This window comes from Sinorhizobium sp. NFACC03 (genome assembly GCF_900103435.1).
Taxonomy (GTDB): domain Bacteria; phylum Pseudomonadota; class Alphaproteobacteria; order Rhizobiales; family Rhizobiaceae; genus Ensifer.
Genome location: NZ_FMXF01000039.1, coordinates 1 through 20,351 on the forward strand (window position 1 = coordinate 1; position 20,351 = coordinate 20,351).

General features: G+C 62.4%; 17 protein-coding genes. 10 read left to right on the forward strand and 7 right to left on the reverse strand.

Annotation, left to right across the window (positions count from 1 at the left end; genetic code table 11):
• Together BLU35_RS30430 and BLU35_RS30435 are read left to right on the forward strand one after the other, a co-directional pair.
• A partial coding sequence (locus BLU35_RS30430; RefSeq protein WP_093235904.1) for an RNA-guided endonuclease InsQ/TnpB family protein occupies positions 1-996 on the forward strand: 996 nt, incomplete at its 5' end.
• 151 nt (positions 997-1,147) lie between these two features.
• A complete protein-coding gene (locus tag BLU35_RS30435; RefSeq protein ID WP_286161673.1) occupies positions 1,148-2,485 on the forward strand; it encodes a nucleotide sugar dehydrogenase in 1,338 nt (445 codons plus the stop codon).
• Positions 2,486-2,536: 51 nt separating this feature from the next.
• On the opposite strand, the gene BLU35_RS30440 is transcribed toward BLU35_RS30435, so the two are convergent.
• The gene (locus BLU35_RS30440; RefSeq protein ID WP_093235872.1) at positions 2,537-3,706 is read right to left on the reverse strand and encodes a DUF3095 domain-containing protein; all 1,170 of its coding nucleotides are present in this window, start codon (positions 3,704-3,706) and stop codon (positions 2,537-2,539) included.
• A gap of 277 nt (positions 3,707-3,983) precedes the next feature.
• Here BLU35_RS30440 and BLU35_RS30445 point away from each other — a divergent pair, with 277 nt between their 5' ends.
• A complete protein-coding gene (locus BLU35_RS30445) occupies positions 3,984-4,814 on the forward strand; it encodes an MBL fold metallo-hydrolase (protein WP_058323949.1) in 831 nt (276 codons plus the stop codon).
• On the opposite strand, the gene BLU35_RS30450 is transcribed toward BLU35_RS30445, so the two are convergent.
• From BLU35_RS30450 to BLU35_RS30475, 6 genes are all read right to left on the reverse strand, one after another.
• On the reverse strand, positions 4,801-5,571 hold the full coding sequence (locus tag BLU35_RS30450) for a polysaccharide deacetylase family protein (RefSeq protein WP_093235873.1): 771 nt from the start codon (positions 5,569-5,571) through the stop codon (positions 4,801-4,803). The genes BLU35_RS30445 and BLU35_RS30450 overlap by 14 nt on opposite strands.
• Positions 5,572-5,573: 2 nt before the next feature.
• Positions 5,574-6,665, reverse strand: a complete 1,092-nt coding sequence (locus BLU35_RS30455) for a glycosyltransferase family 4 protein (RefSeq protein WP_093235874.1) — start codon at positions 6,663-6,665, stop codon at positions 5,574-5,576.
• A 69-nt stretch (positions 6,666-6,734) separates the two neighbouring features.
• Positions 6,735-7,010 (reverse strand): hypothetical protein, encoded by a 276-nt coding sequence (locus BLU35_RS30460; RefSeq protein WP_093235905.1) that lies wholly within the window; start codon positions 7,008-7,010, stop codon positions 6,735-6,737.
• Between the two features lie 51 nt (positions 7,011-7,061).
• Positions 7,062-8,501: an MltF family protein gene (locus BLU35_RS30465; RefSeq protein WP_093235875.1), complete on the reverse strand. Its 1,440-nt coding sequence runs from the start codon at positions 8,499-8,501 to the stop codon at positions 7,062-7,064.
• Positions 8,502-8,542: 41 nt separating this feature from the next.
• Positions 8,543-10,663 carry a mechanosensitive ion channel domain-containing protein gene (locus tag BLU35_RS30470; RefSeq protein ID WP_093235907.1) on the reverse strand — a complete coding sequence of 707 codons (2,121 nt, stop codon included), beginning with the start codon at positions 10,661-10,663 and terminating at the stop codon, positions 8,543-8,545.
• A 111-nt stretch (positions 10,664-10,774) separates the two neighbouring features.
• Positions 10,775-13,327 carry an SH3 domain-containing protein gene (locus BLU35_RS30475; RefSeq protein WP_093235876.1) on the reverse strand — a complete coding sequence of 851 codons (2,553 nt, stop codon included), beginning with the start codon at positions 13,325-13,327 and terminating at the stop codon, positions 10,775-10,777.
• A gap of 426 nt (positions 13,328-13,753) precedes the next feature.
• On the opposite strand from BLU35_RS30475, the gene BLU35_RS30480 reads away from it, so the two are divergent.
• From BLU35_RS30480 to BLU35_RS30510, 7 genes are all read left to right on the forward strand, one after another.
• Positions 13,754-14,200: a helix-turn-helix domain-containing protein gene (locus BLU35_RS30480; RefSeq protein ID WP_093235908.1), complete on the forward strand. Its 447-nt coding sequence runs from the start codon at positions 13,754-13,756 to the stop codon at positions 14,198-14,200.
• A 27-nt stretch (positions 14,201-14,227) separates the two neighbouring features.
• Entirely contained in the window at positions 14,228-16,099 is a 1,872-nt protein-coding gene (locus BLU35_RS30485) for an AfsR/SARP family transcriptional regulator (RefSeq protein WP_093235878.1), read from the forward strand.
• A gap of 32 nt (positions 16,100-16,131) precedes the next feature.
• Positions 16,132-16,353: a hypothetical protein gene (locus BLU35_RS30490; RefSeq protein WP_057251314.1), complete on the forward strand. Its 222-nt coding sequence runs from the start codon at positions 16,132-16,134 to the stop codon at positions 16,351-16,353.
• Positions 16,354-16,425: 72 nt separating this feature from the next.
• A complete protein-coding gene (locus tag BLU35_RS30495; protein ID WP_093235879.1) occupies positions 16,426-17,613 on the forward strand; it encodes a YcaO-like family protein in 1,188 nt (395 codons plus the stop codon).
• On the forward strand, positions 17,610-18,335 hold the full coding sequence (locus BLU35_RS30500) for a TfuA-like protein (RefSeq protein WP_093235880.1): 726 nt from the start codon (positions 17,610-17,612) through the stop codon (positions 18,333-18,335). The genes BLU35_RS30495 and BLU35_RS30500 overlap by 4 nt, the downstream gene beginning before the upstream one ends.
• A gap of 120 nt (positions 18,336-18,455) precedes the next feature.
• Positions 18,456-18,692: a hypothetical protein gene (locus tag BLU35_RS30505; RefSeq protein ID WP_058328064.1), complete on the forward strand. Its 237-nt coding sequence runs from the start codon at positions 18,456-18,458 to the stop codon at positions 18,690-18,692.
• 621 nt (positions 18,693-19,313) lie between these two features.
• Positions 19,314-20,351 carry an isopenicillin N synthase family dioxygenase gene (locus BLU35_RS30510; protein WP_502688193.1) on the forward strand — a complete coding sequence of 346 codons (1,038 nt, stop codon included), beginning with the start codon at positions 19,314-19,316 and terminating at the stop codon, positions 20,349-20,351.

Genomic DNA, 20,351 nt, shown 5'->3' on the forward strand with positions numbered 1-20,351 from the left:
CCGTGGATGTTCGACGTGACCAAGTGCGCCGTGCAGGAAGCTATCATCGACCTTGGCGCAGGCTTCCGGTCGTTCTTCGAGCAGCGGGGCCGCTATCCCCGGTTCAAGAAGAAGGGTGTCCGGGACAGCTTCTGCGCCGCCAACGAGGCCGGAACCTTCCGGGTGGATAGCCAGCGGATCAAGCTGCCGGTCGTGGGCTGGGTACGGATGCGCGAGGCCGTGCGCTTCACCGGCAAGCTCAAGCGTGTCACCGTCAGTCGGGAGGCTGACCGCTGGTTCGCCAGCATCATGGTCGAGACCAACGACATCAAGCCGGTCGAGCAACCGCATGACGCCGTTGGCGTCGATCTGGGCGTGACGACGCTGGCGACGTTGAGCCAGGGCGATCCGATCCCCGGTCCGAAGGCCCACACGGCATTGCTGGGGCGGTTGCGCCGGACAAGCCGGGCACTGTCCCGCAAGCGGAAAGGCTCTGCCAACCGGCGCAAGGCAAAGGCGAAGCTGGCGCGGCTGCACAGCCGCATCGCCGCCATCCGCCGTGACGCCACCCACAAGGCGACGACCCTGTTGGCGAAGACCTATCGCCTCATCGGCATCGAGGACCTGAACGTACGCGGAATGGCGCGCAATCGCCACCTCGCCCGGTCGATCATGGACGGCGGATTCTTCGAGTTCCGCCGCCAACTCGACTACAAGGCCCGGTTCTATGGCGCGACCGTCGTGGTCGCGGATCGCTGGTTTCCATCGAGCAAGACCTGTTCTTGCTGCGGTTCGGTCAAGGCCGAACTGGCGCTGTCGCAGCGGACCTATCATTGCGACACCTGTGGGCATGAGGTCGATCGCGACCGCAACGCTGCCCGTAATCTCGAACATCTGGCCGCAAGCTCTGCGGTGTCAGCCTGTGGAGAGGAACGCTCTGGCGTGGTGCGCAAGCCCCGCGTGAAACGGGCCTCGGCGAAGCAGGAACCGAACAGCAACCTCGCCGCATCGCTTTAATCAGCTACGGTTAGGTATGTGTAGGTTTCGGAGAGCGGCTCAAAGGCGCGTGACGCAGTGCCTCGCTTGACTTGGGGCTTGTTTCTCTCCAACAAACCACAACATGTTCGCACGGCGTCAACCGCCCGTCCCCGAGATCCGGAAAGCAAACTTGACCTCACCTCATTACGAAAGCCTGCTCTCGTCCATCTCCGCCTCGAGCGCCAGGGTCGGCGTCATCGGTCTTGGCTATGTCGGCCTGCCGCTTGCCATTGCCGCTGCTCGCGCGGGCTTTGCCGTTACCGGCTTCGATATCGACCCCACCAAGATCGTCGCGCTCGACGCGGGCAAGTCCTACATCGCCGCCGTATCGGACGCCGCGCTCGCGAAAGAGAGCGGTGCCGGCCGCTTCCGCTCGACGACGGACTTTCAAGAGCTGGCGGACTGCGACGTCATCATCATCTGCGTGCCGACGCCGCTTACCAAACACCGCGATCCGGATCTTTCTTTCGTCGAAAAGACGTCACGCGCGATCGCGGCGACCCTCAGGCCTGCACAACTTGTCGTCCTGGAATCGACCACCTATCCCGGGACGACCGACGGCGTCGTGCGCACCATCCTCGAGGAAACCGGGCTCAAGTCCGGCCGCGACTTCTTCGTCGGCTTTTCGCCGGAACGTGAGGATCCCGGCAATCCGACCTACGAAACGGTCAGCATTCCGAAGGTCGTTGCCGGCGATGGACCGCAGGCTTCGGCCTTGATGGAACGGTTCTATGCAGCCGTGGTGAAAACCGTCGTGCCGGTCTCCTCCAACGCCACAGCGGAGGCCGTGAAGCTCACCGAAAACATCTTCCGCTCCGTCAACATCGCCCTCGTCAACGAATTGAAGATCGTCTACGAGGCCATGGGCATCGACGTGTGGGAAGTGATCGAAGCGGCGAAGACCAAGCCGTTCGGCTACATGCCGTTCTACCCCGGACCGGGCCTCGGCGGCCACTGCATCCCGATCGACCCCTTCTACCTCACCTGGAAGTCGCGGGAATACGAGCTGCCGACGCGCTTCATCGAGCTTGCCGGCGAGATCAACTCGGCCATGCCGCGCCATGTGGTCAGCCGCCTGGCCGAGGCACTCGACCGCAAGGCTGGCAAGGCGCTCAGCCGTTCCAACGTCCTCGTCGTCGGCCTCGCCTACAAGAAGAATGTTCCGGATATTCGCGAGAGCCCGTCGCTGCGCCTGATCGAGTTGATCGAAGAGCGCGGCGGACGCACTTCCTATCACGACCCCTACGTCGCCGAGATCCCACCGACACGCGAATATGGTGCTTTGAAGGGCCGGCGTTCGGTCTCTCTCGACGCGCAAACAGTCGCGGCGTTCGATGCCGTGCTGATTGCCACCGATCACGACCAGGTGGATTACGCGGCCCTCGCCGCTTCCGCCTCGCTCGTCGTCGATACGCGCAATGTGTTCTACCGCAACGGGCTGACCGGCGAGCACATCGTCAAGGCCTAGCCCACCCGAACCCGCCAAGGGCTGCAAACCGGCGGCACTCGCGGCGTCTTGCTAGGCGGTGCTTACGCGCGCCAGCGCGGCCTTGAGCTTACTTGCCGCCACCGCGTAGCCGCCCGACGCGCCGTCGACGAAATGCATGTGGTCCCGTGTCATCGGCGTCGGCACGATGCAGGTCATCAGCGCCGAATCCTGTTGATGCAAGCCATAGTACCCGACACCCGCCGCCTCTGCCTGCCTTAACCTCGTCTCGATCCGTGCGAGCCGTTCGGCACTGATGTCGATCGTCATTTTCAGCCCGTCGTCGAACTTGCGGAAATCCGTGTTGTCGGCGAGGTCGCGGCGGTAGCGGTTCGTGTCGAACGACCCAAGATTCCAGCCCATCCTGAGGCAGACAAACAGAACCAGCGTCTGCACGGTGATGAAGCAACGGGGAAGAAAGCGCCGTCCTTTCGGTGCCACGGCCCGCGCCTCGGCTTCGATGCCCTTGAACGAGAAACGTGGCCTCGGCCCAAGTTCGGGAACAGGATGGCCGTTGCGTTCTTCCTCCTCCGCCAATGCGACAATGTCGGCGATCAACGCCCGAAACTCCGGTCCATTGCCCTTCGGCCCCGGCACGGCGATGATCGAGGCAATAGCGCCGTGCCGGGACTCGATCGGGTTCCAGCGACAGGAAAGCCCGGTGAGGTCAGGCCGGCTGCCAGCCGCCGCGGCACCGACGGGATAGCGTCCCGCCTTCATCGCCGCTTCGGCCCAACTGGCGCCGCCGCCCGCAAACATCGCGTAGGAAACCTCTTCGCTCGCCTTGAAGCGGGCGACGCGCATATCGAGGCCGTTGGCGCGGATATCGCTGACCGGCACCAGGGCGGCGCGCAATTCGAGCCCGAGTTCCTCAGCGACCCAGGTCTTCACGGCGGCGAGTGCGTCGCGTGCGCGGTCCGCCATCGGCGCCGACAGCACGGCGAGCGCGCCGTCCCCCCCGAAAACAAAGGGCATTGACTTTTCTTCGAGCGCGTTCATCAACGCCGAAATGACGCTGGCGCCCGCCATGTTCACGGTTTTGTAGCGGCCTTCAGCGATCGCACCGGTGGAGTTGACGATGTCGGCAACGGCGAGAAGCCAGCCGTCCGGCAGCGGGCGATAATTCGCCTCGTCCGCGACCCCTTCGAACGCATCGAAAAGAGGTACACTATCGTAGAACCGCCCGTCCGTTGCCTCAGCCATGGGTAACCTGTTCCCTACGTTACTGCGTTCGATAAATAATCCACGTAACAGCGCAAGGAAAAGTTTCATATGCTGCTGCTAAGGCCTCGCCATCGATCCGGCGCCCCCCGCTGAAATGCGGTTCCGTCGGACGATTTCCAACCGGGCGCTCTTGGCGACGCTAAGGTTACTTTCCAAATAATAGCCCATGGCATTGCAGGGGTGTGGCCATTGTGCTTGTTTAACAGTCACACAAGGATCAAAATGGTCCGAGCGTGCGTAGTGAAGCCGAAACTGAATGCGTGACGACAACTTTCGAGTGCGGTTCTGGGGCGTAAGAGGAAGTTTGCCGGTATCCGGCCAACAATACGTCGCCTATGGGGGAAATACATCCTGCATCGAGATTCGATGCGGCAAGGATGTATTGCTCTTCGATGCGGGGTCGGGGCTGCGCGAGGCCGGTTACTCGCTGATCGCCGAGGGCGTCGACCAATTCGACCTTTTCTTCACCCACAGCCACTATGACCACATCATCGGCCTTCCCTATTTCAAGCCGATCTACAAGTGTCAGAACTCGGTACGCTTCTGGTCCGGCCATCTGCACGGCACGATGACCACGAAGGAAATGATCCGCGACTTTATGCGCCCGCCGTGGTTCCCGGTGGACCCGGATATCTGTCAGGCAAGCCTCGACGGCCTGGATTTCAAACCCGGTGACGTGCTGACGCCACGGGCGGGGATCACGGTCCGCACGACAAGCCTCAGGCATCCGGGCGGCTGTGTCGGGTACCGCGTCGAATGGAACGGGCGTGCCGTCGCGCTCGTCTACGACACCGAGCACGAGCCCGGCATTCTCGATCCCGCGGTTCTCGATCTGATCGCCGGCTGTGATCTGATGGTCTACGACTGCACCTATCTCGAAAGCGAGATGGATCATTTTCAGGGCTTCGGGCACTCGACCGGCATGCATGGCGCGCGGCTGGCGATGGCCGCCGGTGTCAAGCATCTGGCCATGTTCCATCACGATCCGTCCCGCACCGACGAGGCGCTGGCAGCAATGGAACGCGACGTTCAGGCGACGTTCGCCGGCGCCTTTGCCGCCCGCGACGGACAGATCATCGAGCTGTAATCTCGCGGCCGGCAAGCCAACAGCAGGCCGGATGTCTGCTGGTCGCCGCAAAGAGCTTTTCGAGGAATGTCCAGACGCCCTCGTCGTGAACGAGGTGATGCGTCAGCACGCCGATCGTGCGGCCCTTCTGCTCCGCTCTCTCCTCGACGTCGCCGGTCACCTGCCGAAGCCTCGCAATGATGTCTGAGACGATCAGTGCATGGTCGCGGCAACCGCGCGTCCCGCGCCAATCCATGACATCGACATGCGTGTTGACGAGCTTGAACGTCGATGGTTTCTCCGGCCCGAAGACCGAGAGCACCTTGAAACCGATGTCGGGCAAGCCGTCGAGAAGCGTGTTGTCGATCCGGTTCCACGGGGGAACGAGCATCGGCACGAAGCCGCTCGGGAAGAGCGTCCGCAAGCGGTCATAGCCGAGCTCGAGTTCGTGGAGCACTGTGGCGCGCGGCCGGTGCGCGCCAAGCTCCTGCTTCTTTTCCGCAGGCGGCGCATGATTGCGATGCGCCCACCCGTGCACGGCAATGCTGACATCTGCGAGCCCGGCAAGGCGGCGTGCGAGCGCCTCGCCGGTCTGGGCTGGCGGAACGGCCAGAACGACCGGAAGAGCGTGTCGGTCGACCAGCGACAGCAACCGATCGAGCGCCCGCGTCGGCTCGGCTGCGTCGTCGTCACGCAGCCAGAAATCCACCGGCCGTCCCGACGCTTCAAGGCGATCGAGCTCCGCAGCAAGGCGCTGCCAATGGATTTCCTCGGTCATTTCTACGTCTCCAGAAATTCATCGAAAATCGAGCGAAGCCGTCGGGCGGCTGCCGGAAACGAGCGCTCCTCATGAACGAACCGTCGGGCGGCTGCGCCCAATCGCTTGCGGCCGGCCGGATCCTCGATCAGGTCGCGCATCGCCGCCGCATAGGCGCCGATATCCCCGCCCCGCGTCAGCAGCCCGGTCTCACCGTCTCTCACAACTTCCGGCACGCCGGCCGTTCGTTGCGCAACGACCGGCAGGCCTGCGGCCTGCGCTTCGAGATAGGCAAGCCCGTAAGCCTCGCCGCAGCCGGGCCACACGTAGAGATCAGTGCTGGCAAGAATATCCGGCAGGTCGGCTGCATCCTTTTCGCCAAGCCACATCAATCGCTCGGGAGGCAAAGTCGCAAAGGCCCCCATGACCTCGTCGCGGCAAGGTCCGTCGCCGACGATCGTCAAGGTCCAGGCGGCGTCGGCAACACGCGTCAGCGCCTGCGCCAGCATGCGGTAGCTATTCATCTTGTCGCCGCTGCGCATCATCGCGACCACGACCAGCCGGCAGGGGGCATCGGCTGATGGCTTGCTCTCAATGAACGGCGCAGCGTCGATGAACGGCGCAAGCATCGCGTGGCGGCATGAGGGAGCGGCTTCAAGAAGGCCGTCGCGGTCGCGGCGCGTCAGGCAGATGTTGACGGCAGCTTGCGAAATCCCCGCAAAAACATGGCGCTGGGCAACCGCGCCGACACCCTCATTCCGCCGCATCGAGTATGACGCTTCCGCCGTCGCATAGGGAATGGAAAATTCGTCCGAAAGCCTGGGCCCGAGAAGGTCGGGCGCCTTGTAATAGGGATGGTAGCAGAACCAGAGATCGGGAACGCCCTCGCTCTGCCAGAGTGCCCGAAGGCGCGCGGTCTCGGCTTCCGCCGCAAGCTCAAGTTCCCGGAAACCCTGATCCGACGGCTTAACCATGAAACTGCGCAGGTCCGATGCAATCGTAACCTCGTGCCCACCGATCCGCAGTGCCGCGATCAGCATGCGGGCCATCAGCCGGTCGCCTGACGGCACCGGGTGATCGGGGGATTTCAGCGGTGCATAAAAGGCGATCTTCATCCGCAGCGAGCTATCGTGCCTTCGCGCGAGACTGTCAACCAACGGGTTTCCGTGCGCACAACCGGTTCGTCAATCGATCGGCAAATCATAGTAGTCGCGTCGGATAAGCCTGAGCGTGCGATCCGGTTCAATGACATAGGTCTCCTGAACGAAACTGTTACCGCTCGTGAAGCGGTGCGGGACGATGCTGCCCACCGGCGCCTTCGTCAGCTTCGTGCGGGGCTGTCCACCATAGGTGATGCTGCCCGGGATCGGCTCGATATCCGGCGTGGTACAGCCGGCGAGCGTCAGAGCGAAAAGGCAAAGCAGGGCTGCCGACCGCCTCACAGGCGAGTTTCTTTTCATCGCGACCATTTCGAGACCTCCACATCTCGCGAGAACACGTGCGCCGCACGCCTATGGCGCGGTGGCCGCCGACCTGTTTTCGACTTTCGCCGCGGCCGCGTCAGCGTCATGGGCGTCCAGCAGGCTATAGGCCACATAGTACTTATAGATGTTGCTGACATATTGAACCGTCTCGCGCCCGACGATCGCGGCGGCGGCATTTTCGACATTGCCGAACCAGAGGTTCGGATCGAGCCCCATATCCTTGGCCTTTGCCCGGAACTTGCGCAGGTTCCCGGGCCCGGCATTGTAGGCCGCGAAGGCAAACAGCAACTGATCTCGCGGGGTCACGGCCGAGTCGTTGATGTAGGTATCGACGAGGAAGAGCAGATACTTCGACCCAGCTTCGACATTCAGATTCTCGTCCTTGTCGATGCCGTGGATGTTGACCGCCTTGTCCGCTGCGGTCGACGGCAGGAGCTGCATGATGCCGACAGCACCGCGATGGCTGCGCCTGGACTGATCGAGCTGTGATTCCTGGTATCCTTGCGCCATCAGCATCAGGCGATCGAAGGAATAGGTCTTTGCGTGCTTGCGGAAGATCTCGACCAGCACTTTGAAGCGTTCGACATCCGCCGGATCATAGGCACGCTTCAGCATCTTGTCGCCCTTGTAGTAGGTGTTCTTCAAAATGTTGCCGAAGGTGGTGCCGACCTTGTGGGTCTTGACGAAGTCGTCGAGCACGGCCTTGAGCTTCGGGCTGTCCTTGCGGATCGCCCAGGCGATTTCGCCGTGATCGGACACAGCAATATCCTCCCGCACCTTGAGGTCGGTGAAGACCTTCGACCAGATGTTCGCCTTGTACATGTCGACGACCGTCCACGGCAACAGGCCGGCATTGATCATCTCCAGGACGTCTTCGTCCTCCAGGTTCTCATCCATCTCCTTCAAGGCAATAGGCGGCCGGCCTGACTTTTCGAAACCGGCACTCAGGGCCGCCAGGTGCTCGTGGTAGCTGCTCGAGCGTCGCACATGGATTTCCTGTCCGCTCAGGTCATCAAGACTGGCGATTGCAGGCGCGGATGGGCCAGTGACGAGAACCTCCTTGGCTTCGTTGTAGAGCGGCGCCGTGAAATCCACCTCGGCAAGTCGTGTTTCCGAAATCGTCAGGTTTGCCATGACGATATCGCCAAGACCTTCTTCCAGCGCGGACAGAAGTCTCGCCCGCGGCATCGGTACGAAACCGACGCGGATCTTGTCGATCTGCTTCTTTCTGTCCTCGTTGAGCTCGTTTTCGAGCGCCGTCCCGAATTCGACGGCCGTACCCAACTGCTGGCCACGGTCGATGAAGTAGATCGTCTTGCTGAACGGCACGATGATGCGGATCACGCGTCGCTTTTCCATCCCCTCGAAGTCGTCCGTGTGCGGAACGAATTGCTCGTTCGATTGCGCCCAGCCGTTATCCCCCCCGAAAAATACGAGGAGCATTGCCACCAAAAGCAGGCGTTTCATGACCGGCCTCCCATGCCCCCGAGAAACCTAGATGATAAAGGCTATTCTTGTGGCGCACCGCCTTCGGCAAGGGCGGCCGCAGCTTTCTTCTTTTCGATGGCGTCGCGGGTTACCGCGGCCGCGGCGGCCGATTGCTGCGGCTCGTCGCCCGCCACCTGCACCGTCGGAGAGGCGAAGTTGATGCCGTTTTCCTTGAAGGCTTCCTTGATCATGACCTGAGCCCGACGCCTCACCTGGGTCTGGCTTCCCGGCTTCGTCTTCATGGCGAAACTCAAGGTCATACCGTAGTCGCCAAAATTCTCGACCCCCTTCATCTTCACCGTTTCCAAGATCAGAGGTCCGATATCCGGATCCTCGAGAAGCTTGGCTCCGATGCCCTTCACCACCTTCTTCACCTTGGCGACGTCGGCATCGAAGGAAACGTTGATCAGGAACTTGTCGATCACCCAGTCACGGCTCATGTTCTGGACTGCGCCGAGCGACCCGAAAGGCACGGTAAAGACCGGGCCACGGTGATGCCGGAGCTTGACGGAGCGAATGCTGAAGGATTCGACCGTGCCCTTGTAGCTGCCGCTCTGGATGTATTCGCCGATGCGGAAAGCGTCATCCATCATATAGAAGATACCGCTGATGACATCCTTGACGAGCGTTTGCGATCCGAAGCCGATCGCGACGCCAAAAACGCCGGCGCCGGCAATCAGCGGACCGATTTCCACTCCCAGGCCCGAGAGCACCATCAGCACCGCCACGATGGCGATGAACGCCGCGAGAAAATTGCGCAGGATCGGCAGCAATGTCATCAGACGGGTGTTGCGGGCGCGCTCGGCCGGGTCCTCGGTCGCATGATTGGCCTGCTTGACACGCAGATTGATGAAACCTTTCACCAGCTGCCAGATCAGATCGGCCGCCAGCAGGATGACGATGCCGGCCAATGCCCCTCGAACAACCCGATTGAAGGCGTCGTCGTGCATCATGGCAGTGGCGCTGACCTTGAAGACGAGTGCCAGCCAGCCGGCGGCCAGAGCGATGACCAGCAGCCTCGCGCCGCGCTCGATGAAGATGTTGCGCATGACACGCGTATCGTCTTCGGCGGAGGCATCCAGCAAGGTCTTGGTGAAGGCGCTGGTGAAGCGCAGCAGCGGCGGTATGCCGATCACGTAGAGGCCGATCCAGAACAGGACGTCCATGCCGGCGACCCAAAGCATCCACAGCACGATCAGGAAGGCGATCAACAGCACGTTACCGACGATGCGGCGCGAGCCGATGACCGCGCCGACTGGCCGGCGCACCACCGTCACGATCCCGAGCACCAGGACCACCAGGCCGAGAGCCGCGGCGATAAGATCGTGCACATCGGGGGGAATGGAAAGAGCGTGCATCGCATCGCCGACACCCCACACCAGGGCAGCAGCGCCGATCAGCCACAAGCAGTGCCGGTGCCAGAAGCGGGCCTCATCCGCCGTCAGCGACATATAGCCGGCCCGCCCATCTGCACTCCCCTCGCTTGCCGGTCCACCGGTCAGCACAGCCGAGGCGATGATCATCAGCAGGCGGGCGCCGATCCAGGCCCCGAGCAACGGCGCAATCGTGGTCTCCAGCCGCCTCGGCCAATCGGCAATGGCGAGCACCGACATACTGGCGGCCGCAAAAACGATGAGCGGCAGAACCCGTGTCAGGATTGTTCGGGCCGGCCCCGTCAGGACCGCACCCTTCAGGCTGCGCCCCAGCACCCAACGCAGCAGATACTCGGCACCGTAGCCGATCAGCAGGATGAAGAAGAACCCTTTGAGGATCGGAACGGCACCGTGGTTTTCCATGTCGCCGGCGAGGCGATCCCGCGCGGCTTGCATTTCGGGCATAACGCGCGGCACCGCATTGGTGATGCCTGTCAGATGGCGCCTGATCTGGGCCGTCGACCGGGCGACAATCCCCGTCGCAGGCGCCTCGGTCGCCGCCGCGGCAGGCGCCTGTTTTGTCGAAAGCCACTGCTTCACATCCGGATCGTCGAGGAGCTGGATCAGTTGCTGGACCTTGGCGGGCGGCGCGGCGGGCGCCGCCTCCTGCGCACCCCCCTTGGAAACAGGACCGAAGATAATTGAAAGAAACGCGAGAAGACCGAAGACCGGCCCCAGAAAACGACGCGACGACCCGACACAGCCCATTGTGACCACCCCCAGGGATCATGCCGGCCCCGACCGGCATGATTCTCAACTTTTACAAATGCTAACATACCTGTAGGCGGTTCTACCAACGCCCTTTCGCCGCGCCGCGGATCAACGACGACGGAAGCCGCCGCCGCCATGGAAACCGCCGCCTTGGAAGCCACCGCCACCGTGGAAGCCGCCACCACCGTGGAAACCGCCTCCCTCGAAGCCGCCGCCACCAAAGCCGCCCGGGCGATCAAAACCACCGCCTCCACTGCTCGGGAAGTTCAGCGGCCGCTGATCGAAGGACTGACGCTCGAAGGAACGCTGGTTGCCGAGCTGTCGGCCGATATTGTCGATGGCCAGATGATCGGGCGCGCGGTCCAGCGTTCGCGCTCCCTGGCCGGATTCGATCCGCTGGTTCAGGTTTTGGACAGCGTCCGGATGCTTGGCGGAAAACTGTTCGCCCGCCTTGGCCCTGTCCTGGATGGAAGGCTTGTCGACCGGCTGCCAGCCGTCAGGCGTGTGCGTCTGCCATTGCCCGTCGTCGCGGCGATAGACGTTTCCGTCGCGCCCGGCGTAGACGTCGTCACCCTTGCCACCGGCGACGAAACCATGGTTGCCGTCTGTCGTGCGCCAATGGGCCCCCGCTCCGGCCGCAGTCGAACCGCCGGAAATGCGCGCAAAGTCGGAACCGTGCTTGACGGATGCCGTTCCCCAGCTCCCGTAGACATTGTGTCCGCCACGTGCGATCGCCGCATTGCCGGTGCGCGGATTGTAGGCGGCGACAAAGCCCCGGTCGCCGTTCGGCCCGTAGCCAACAGCGCCTCGCATATAGGTACCGGTGCGCGGATTGTAGGCCGCACCGGCGGCGATGCCGCGATAGGGCCCATAGGCATAGCCGTAGCGGCCGAACGTTCCGACAGCCGGGTTGTAGAAGGCACCGACGCCATAGCTCACGGGACGCGGATAATAGGGCCAGTAGCCGCCGCCAGCCCAGCCATAGTCCCAATAATCGTCATAGTACCAGCCGGTGCCGTAGACGAAGGTATCCCAGGCGAGATAGGCACCGAGATAGCCCATCGTGTAGCCGAACCAGACCGCGTCGGGCTCGGTCTCGTAGATCCTTACATAGGTGGCGTTGTAGACGGGCGAGGATGGCGGGATCTTGTAGATCTCGTCGGGCACCGCATTGGCGACGCTGAAGGGTCCGGTCGGCGTATCGCCGACGAACCAGATGCCGCCGTTCACGGCAAAATACTTGTCACCGACCTTGATGACGGTCTCGTTGGTGTTGACGGCGTAGGTCAGCGAGGTGCCGTCGATCTTCTCGAATTTCGGATCGCCGCTATAGGTCACGTCCACCTTCACCGACCCGTCGAGCGCCACACGCGCCTTTTCGGGGATGCTTGCCTTGAGCCGCGCTTCGGCGTTTTCGGACGTGCCTGGAACGGACGAGCGCACCGTGTAATAGGCGGCGTCCTGCGGGATATTCTGGAAATCTTCGGGAAGCTTGGGCGTGGCGAAAGCCCACGGACCGTCGAGGGAAGAGCTCGCAAACCAGCGACCGGAGACGAGGATATACCAGTTGGAATCCACATCGCGGTAGAAGACGTCGCTCTCGCTGTTGGTCGCTACCTTGAGCCCGGTGCCCGGCACCTGCTCCAGCTTCGGCTCGCCGTCGAAGACGAGCAACTCGGAGGGCTTGTCCGAATAGATGACGTCAAGCACCACGGCCTTGTCCGCTTGCGGCGGGATAGCCGCCTTGGCATCCTTCCAGTTGTCGTCGTCCGGAAGCTTGCCGAGAATGTCCGGCAGCGACGCTGCAGCCTGCCACCCCGAGGCCAGATCCTTGGATTGCAGCCACGCTTTGTCGTTGCGCAGATAATAGGTGCTGTCCGCATCGACCTTGAACAGGTCCCAATTGGTGTTGACCGCGAAGGATAGGCCTTCGACACCCTTGACCGGCGCGAACACGGCCTTGCCGTCGGTCTGCAGCAGCACCGCCGGCGCCTTGCTGACGAAGATCGGCGGCGCGTCTGCCTTCAGTCCCTCGACATTGCCGAGCCGCTCGTAGTCCCCCAGGCTCGCCGTCAATTTGTCTTCCGAAACCGTGATGGTTCCGACCGGCATCAACTTCCCGACCTCGAGGGCGAGATCCGCCAGTTCCTTTCGGTCGAGGACGGAAAAATTGATCTCCGTCATCTTGATATCCGAAACGACGACCTGGCCGGATGCGCTGTCGGCGTCGGTCTTGCCGGTCACCCCGATGACACCATAGATCGGCTTGGCATCGTCGGACTGCTTGTATTCGGCGGCGATCAACGCATCGAGATCGGTGAAGTCCGTCCAAGCGTTGATCTGAGGCTGGTAGAGCGTAATGGTCGCGCCGCTGTCGGTCTTGAAGGCGCGCGGCCAGCCGAGCCCCTTGGGATCGGCATCATTCAGATACTTGCCGCTGACGAAGCCGTTCTGGCCATTGAAGCTCACCGCGCACCATGTGCCGCCATCGTCGCATTCCTTGACGTCGACTTCCGCGCCTTCCGCAATCGTGCCGAGGCTGTCGAAGCCGGTGCCCGGCCCTTCCCGGAAATTGACGGACGCGTTTGTCCTAGCCGGACCGGCCTCGGCCGGAACGGAGGCAATCGCGAAAAGGGTCAAGGCCAGGGTCAATCTGCGCATCACGGTTCTCCGGCGTCTAGCAGCAATCCGAACCGGCGGACATCGGACCGGTATGATCGCAGCATCTTCGGCATCGGGGGCAGCACAAGTACGTAACAGTAACGGCGACCGTAACAGGCCGTTGAAAAGGGATGATGAGGCCCGGCCATGAGCCTCCCTTCGGGCCGCCAAACGCAGATTGACGCAGGATCGATTCGCGCGGGCCGCCTTGCATTTTGGCGCGATCGAGACAACGTGACGCACGCGACCCGTCACAATTCGCGCGCTTGCGCCCCGATCACGGCAGCATCGCCCGGCCCATCCCCTGGAAAACCGGGACGGCGCCGCAAATCTCCGCGTTTTAGCCCGTGGTGATTGCATCAGGGGATTTATTCAAGCAAACTCATATGTATGATTTGACCATTCATACGTGCGGAGGAAATGCAAGTGAACACAAAAGCCCCCAGCCAGATTGATGTCTTTGTCGGTTCCCGCGTCAGGATGCGTCGGTTGATGGCCGGGTTGAGCCAGGAAAAGCTGGCCGACGGTCTCGGGATCACATTCCAGCAGGTTCAAAAGTACGAAAAAGGCACCAATCGCATCGGCGCCAGCCGCCTCCAGGCGATCGCCAATATCCTCGGCGTGCATCCAAGCTTCTTCTTCCAGGAAGGCGACGACGCCGCTGCCCGCAACGGCGACACGACGCGCGAGCCGAGCGAAATCTCCTCTTTCGTATCGTCGAAGGAAGGCATCGCTCTCAACCGCGCCTTCCTGAAGATCACCGATCCGGTGCTGCGCAAGAAGATCATCTCGCTCGTCGCCGCCGTCGCCCAGACGCCCGAGACGGAGAGCACCCGTACAGGGATGAGCCACGCCCAGGATCTGCACGGATAAGCGCCTGCACCCGACAGGAATGACCGGATGACATTCAGACTGCAGACCCTCGGGCGCTTGCGTCTCGTCGATAATGACGGGCGCGAAGTGACGTTCCCGGAGAAGGGTCTGCTTATCCTTTGCTATTTGATCGTCGGCGGATATCGCGAACAATCGAGAAACGACATCGCCAAGCTGTTGTGGGACGAAGTCGTTCCCAGTCAGGCCTTCGTCAATCTGCGCAAGACGATCTCCCGGATTGGTGCACGGCAGGACGAACTCGGCTGTCATTTCCTGCGCTTCTCTCCATCGTCGGTCGGACTCGACGTCGATCGACTGCAGAGCGACCTGGACGAAATCTGTCGTGATCCGGGCGATGCGCTCAACCGCTTCCAACTGGCAGCAACGACATTCCAGGAGGACTTCCTCAAGGACCTGAAATCCCAGGGGCAAGCGCTGCACGGCTGGATCGAACGGCAGCGCGGCGAACACATGACGCTTTTGCGCGAAAGGCTGATCGCAGCCGCGCCGGAAGCGGCGAAGAGTCATCGCAAGCTGGTCAAGGCCGCTGCAGCGCGGCTCCTCGAGCGCAATCCGCTCGACGAGGAGGTGCGCAAGATCCTGACCCAGGTGTTTCAGCTGGAAGGCAATCACCTGGAAGCGAGAGCACTTGCGCACAGCAATGCGCCGGCCGTTCCGGCGATCGCGGAATGGCGGCCAGCCTCGACGATCTTTGCGCCGGCCTCCGAGGCGGCCGCGGACTTGCGTCCGCCGCGCGTCGTGCTGCTACCCCCGAGCAACGGAGCGATCGACAGTCCCGCCACCCAGTTTGCTGGCGCCTTGATCGAGGACGTCACCATCGGGCTTTGCGCGCTTCGTTCGGTTTCGGTCATCGCCCCCTACACGGCCGCGCAGATCAGCCTCCAGGCCGACAAGGCAAACACCTACCAGAAGCACGCCATCAGCTACATCCTCGACACTCGCCTGACGGACGAGGGCAGCCGGCTGACTCTATTCACGCAGTTGATCTTCTTTGCCAATGACGAAGTGATCTGGGCTGACCGCTTCAATCTCGACGGCGACGGGCTGATGACCTCCAGGCGGGAGATCGCACGCCAGATCGCCTATGCCATCGCCAGCCAGGTGGAACGCAACGAGGCGCATCGCAAGACCTACGAAACCAATGTCGGCTCCTATCGCAGCTTCCTGCTTGGGCAGCGCTATCTCAAGCAGCTGAACCTTCCGGAAGTGCGGCGCGCTCGCAAGAGTTTCCGTGAATCGCTGTACGAGAATTCCGACTTTGCGCCGGCGATGAGCGGGCTGGCGCGCAGCTACTTCTTCGAGTGGCTGTTGACGGCGCGTGGTGACAGCGAGTTGCTGGCGCTTGCGGAAAGGCATGCGCGCGACGCGGTGGGGGCCGATGACACGCTGGCAACGGGCTATCGCGAGCTCGGTGTCGTCAAGCTCTATCTGAGACAATTCGATGAGAGCATGGAGTACCATGACAAGGCGGAGGCGCTCAGCCCACAGCATGCCAACGTGATCGCGAGCTATGCCGACACGCTGGTGCAGGCCTCGCGTCCGGAAGGTGGTCTACGCAAGATCCAGGCGGCACTCGACCTCAACCCGATCGCGCCGGACGAATATTTCTGGACTGCAGCCGGCGCCAGCTATTCGCTTGGCCAGTACGAGCAGGCGATCGCCTATATCGAGCGTATGGGCGATCCGACGCCTGCAGACCGGTTGTCGGCGGCGAGTTGGGGCATGCTTGGCAACAAGAAAAAGGCCCGCCAATTCGTCCGCAAGACATTCGACGTACATCCGGATTTTGATCTCGACAAATGGATGGCCATCGTTCCCTTCAGGGAAGAGTGGCAGCGAGTCCACTATTGCGAGGGCCTGCGCAAGGCAGGTTTCTGACGCCTTCATTCAACGAAAGCCAGGAGGGGTAAATGGCGAAAGTGGTGGTAATTGGCGTAGCGGGCGACGACAGGCTCTGGATGGCGGATCTGGACGCGGGAACGGTGACGCAAATTCCGACGCCGACGCAGGGGCCGCTGGCAGCGGCCAACGATCTGCGCGTCAACGGTGGCGCAACAGTGCACAAGGGCGTGAACCTCGCTGTGGTGGCGGCCTCGTCCGGTTCGGTTTCCGGCGGGTTCATGGACGGCTAGCGCCGACACGTGGCGCAAGTCACCGGAATTGACCGGCCGTCGGATGATTGTTTCGGTTATCCGACGGCCAATATGCTTTCATACAGCGATCGCGCCTGTTCGTCCGAAGAGACCCTTCGGCGCATCGAGCCGCTTTTGCCGACATTCGGCGTCAGCAGGCTTGCACGCCTGACCGGGCTCGATAAGATCGGGATCCCGGTCTGGAGCGCCATGTCCCCGAACGCGCGGTCGATCGTCATCAATCAAGGAAAAGGCATCACCGACAACGACGCCAAGGTTTCGGCCGCCATGGAGGCGATCGAACGCGCCGTTGCCTGCGCACCTGCCGTGCCGACCAGAATGGCGACCCGACGGACATTATGTGAGAGCGGCGATCGGGCGTTGACGCTTCCGGGATTGGTGGCCACCGGCCAGCCGGACCTCGGCGACGACGAAACGATCGCCTGGCTTCGCGGATTCGATCTGGCAGACGGAACCACCACATGGGCGCCGCTTCATGCGACCACCCTCGACAGAACTATCGAGGGCTGCCGATACTGGCAATCCTCCGATGGCCTCTCCTCCGGCAACACCGAGACCGAAGCCATCCTGCATGGTCTGCTCGAGCGGATCGAGCGCGACGCCGAAACGCTCTGGCGTCTGCTGCCGCTGAGCGGAAAGCTCAACAGTTGCATTGATCCAGCATCGTTCGAGGACCCGATCCTCGACCAGATGGCGCGGCAGATCGCGGCTTGTGGCCTGCAACTGCGCCTCTTCGACATGACCAGCGACATCGCCGTCCCCTGTTATGCGGCGACACTTGCCGATGCTGGCATTCTGACCGCGCGGCAACCTCGGTACCACGACGTGACAATCGGCCACGGCGCGCATCTGGTGGCGCGCAGAGCCGCCATCCGCGCCGTGACGGAGGCGGCCCAGTCAAGGCTCACCTATATCAGCGGCGCCCGCGACGACGTCTTTCCCGAGACTTTTGCGTGCCCCCTCCCCGGCGAAACACAGCGCCTGTTCGAGGCGGTCCCGCAAAGGAAAACGACGATCCCCGCAAGCGCTAAGGGCGGACCGCACGCGCTGCTGCGCTTCGCAATCCAGCGGCTCGAGGAGGCGCGTATCCGCTCAGTTGTGGTCGTACCGCTGGTGGAGGAGGAGGCCATGCCGTTCTCTGTCGTCAAGGTTCTCGTTCCGGGCCTGGAAAACCCCGATGGGCTGCGCAAGCGCCGTTTCGGAGAACGGGCGCTGGCACGCGCACTGGTGGTCGGATGAAGATCGTCTTCGTCGGGCCTACCCTTCCGGACGCGCGCCGCGTTGCGGGCGCCGCCATAACTCTCCAGCCACCTGCCATCCAGGGCGACATTCTCAGCGCGACCAAACGTGGTGCAACGGCTATCGGTCTGGTCGACGGCAACTTTGAACAGGTCGCGCCGGTCTGGCACAAGGAGATTCTCTACGCGCTGACGCAAGGCGTTCAGGTTTTCGGGGCGGCCAGCATGGGCGCGCTTCGCGCTGCCGAATGCGCTCCCTTCGGCATGACGGGCATCGGCGAGATCTATCGGCAATACGCGCAAGGCGAGCGAGTGGACGATGCCGATGTCGCCCTGATACATGGCCCGGCTGAGCTTGGATACCTGCCGCTGACCTTGCCGCTCGTCAATGTGAACGTGACCCTCAGACGCCTGGCGGATCGCCAGCTGCTTTCTCTTGAAGAGGTGGCGGCGGTCGGCGCCGCGGCAGCCGGCATCTTCTACAAGGAGCGGACCTGGGCCGCGGTTGTCGAGCGCGCGCCTCTTCCCGTCGGTACAGACCGGACGCGTCTCGCAGACCTGCTTGCCGCCGAATTCGTCGATCAGAAACGTATCGATGCGCTGCTTCTGCTCGACGCACTGCACAACGCGCCGAACCAACGAACGGTTGTGGCGCGAGACTGGAAATTCAATTCTACCAGCATGTGGAAGAGGTTGTCCGATCAACCTGACGCTTCATCTTAAGCGCGTGGTTTTCCCATACAACGTGTGTCACGCTCATGTCACGCGCACTGCCGCGCAGTCACGCTATGATTGGTCACGCTGAACTGGATCTGGCTGATCCATAGGGAGCAGGGGAAAATCATGCTGTCTTCATTTGCTGTACCGGTGGAACCGGAAGACAAGGAGAAGGAGCTTCTGGCATTGGCTCGCCTTGTCACCTATGCGCGAGACTCCGCCAAGACCCTCAATGTCGAAGGCGTGCAATACTGCCTCGAACTGGCGCTCGCATCGCTGCTCAAGGAGGCAGAGGAATGCGGAGACAAGCGCGCACATCTGACCAACGAACTGCTGACGCGGCCAAGCCTCGGCCGCTGCTGAGGCCAGCAAGTTCGGGGCGTTCTCCGTCCGGATTTGCGCAGTCGTGAGGATCGTCCTCCGTCTTCCGGGACGATGGAATGATCTGATCAACCCAATCGTTACAAAGCCCTGTTTTGCAGAAAAGCAAAACAGGGCTTTTCATTTTCCGTCTGCAAGCGAGTTCGCCTGCTGCGATGTGGACGGCGCGGCTTAAGGTGACGGCATTGCGGCTTCGCCGCTGCGTCACCGTGCAGTTGTCGGATATTTCAATTTCGACGCGAGGGCACGCTCGCCAAGGCGAGATGGAAGAGGACGGACGGAGTTTCCCCGGAACCTCGGCAAGTTCGAATGTTTGCTTCGCTTGGCGCTCGGAATTTAGTCTATAATTTCGATAGATAGTATTGAATAATTAGCGCCACCGGTTAGGCTTGACCCACTCGGCACAAGTGGGGATGCCATGAGCCAACGCCGTTCAACGACCAGCGTTTTGTCGCGCAGCACCCTCTTGCGGCCAATAGGCACTGCGGCGGCGGCCGCATCCGCCGGCCTCACCTGAAGTCCTTCGATGTGCCCCTGCTCGCTCCGCTTAATCCGCGGGTTTCGGCAGCCAGCGGCACGCCTAACGAAACAACGGAGACCATCTTGAGCCAGACCACCCCTACCCTACCCGTCCTCGACCTTTCGCGCTTTGCGGCGGGCCACCCCGAGCGGGCGACGGCGCTCGATGAATTGCGCAGCGTTGCCCGCTCGGTGGGCTTCTTCTATCTCGAAGGCCACGGGATTCCGCAGGAAGAGATCGACGGTATCCTTTCGCTTTCGCGGCGTTTCTTCGCACTGCCTGAGGATGACAAGCTGGCAATCGAGATGCGCAAGTCGCCGCATTTCCGCGGCTACAATCGCGCCGGGCTCGAATATACCCGCGGCACCCAGGACTGGCGCGAACAGGTCGATTTCGGCCCCGAGCGCCAGAGCCTTGAGGTCGAGCCGGAGGATGCGCCGTGGAAGCGGCTGGTCGGCCCCAACCAGTTCCCGCAAGCCCTGCCCGAGTTGAAGCCGGCGATCCTCGCCTACATAGACGCCGTCACCGGGCTCGGCATCCGCCTGATCGAGATTTTCTCCGAAGCGCTCGGCCAGCAGCCCGATGTCTTCGGGCCGATCTACCGCGACGGCCCCAACCAGCTCCTGAAGATCATCCGCTATCCCGGCCGCGACAAGACGGAAAGCGACCAGGGGGTGGGCGCCCACAAGGACGGCGGTTTCGTCACCATCCTGCTGCAGGACGTGGTCGGCGGTTTGCAGGTCGATGACGGCAAGGGCGGCTGGATCGACGCGCCGCCGAAGCGCGGTACCTTCGTCATCAATGTCGGCGAACTCCTGGAACTGGCGTCGAACGGCTATCTGCTCGCCAATATCCACCGGGTGGTCACGCCACCGGCAGGCGGCGACCGGCTTTCCGTCGCCTTCTTTCTCGGCGCCAACCTCGCCTCCACCATCCCGGTGCTCGACCTGCCGCCGGAGCTTGCGGCCGAGGTCCGCGGCGTCACCCAGGATTCGCAGAACCCGCTCTTCCACGAGGTCGGCCGCAACGTGCTGAAATCCCGGCTGCGCTCGCACCCCGATGTCGCCGCTGAGCACCATGCAGACCTGCTGGAACAGCAGAAGGCGGCCGTGCCCGCCTGA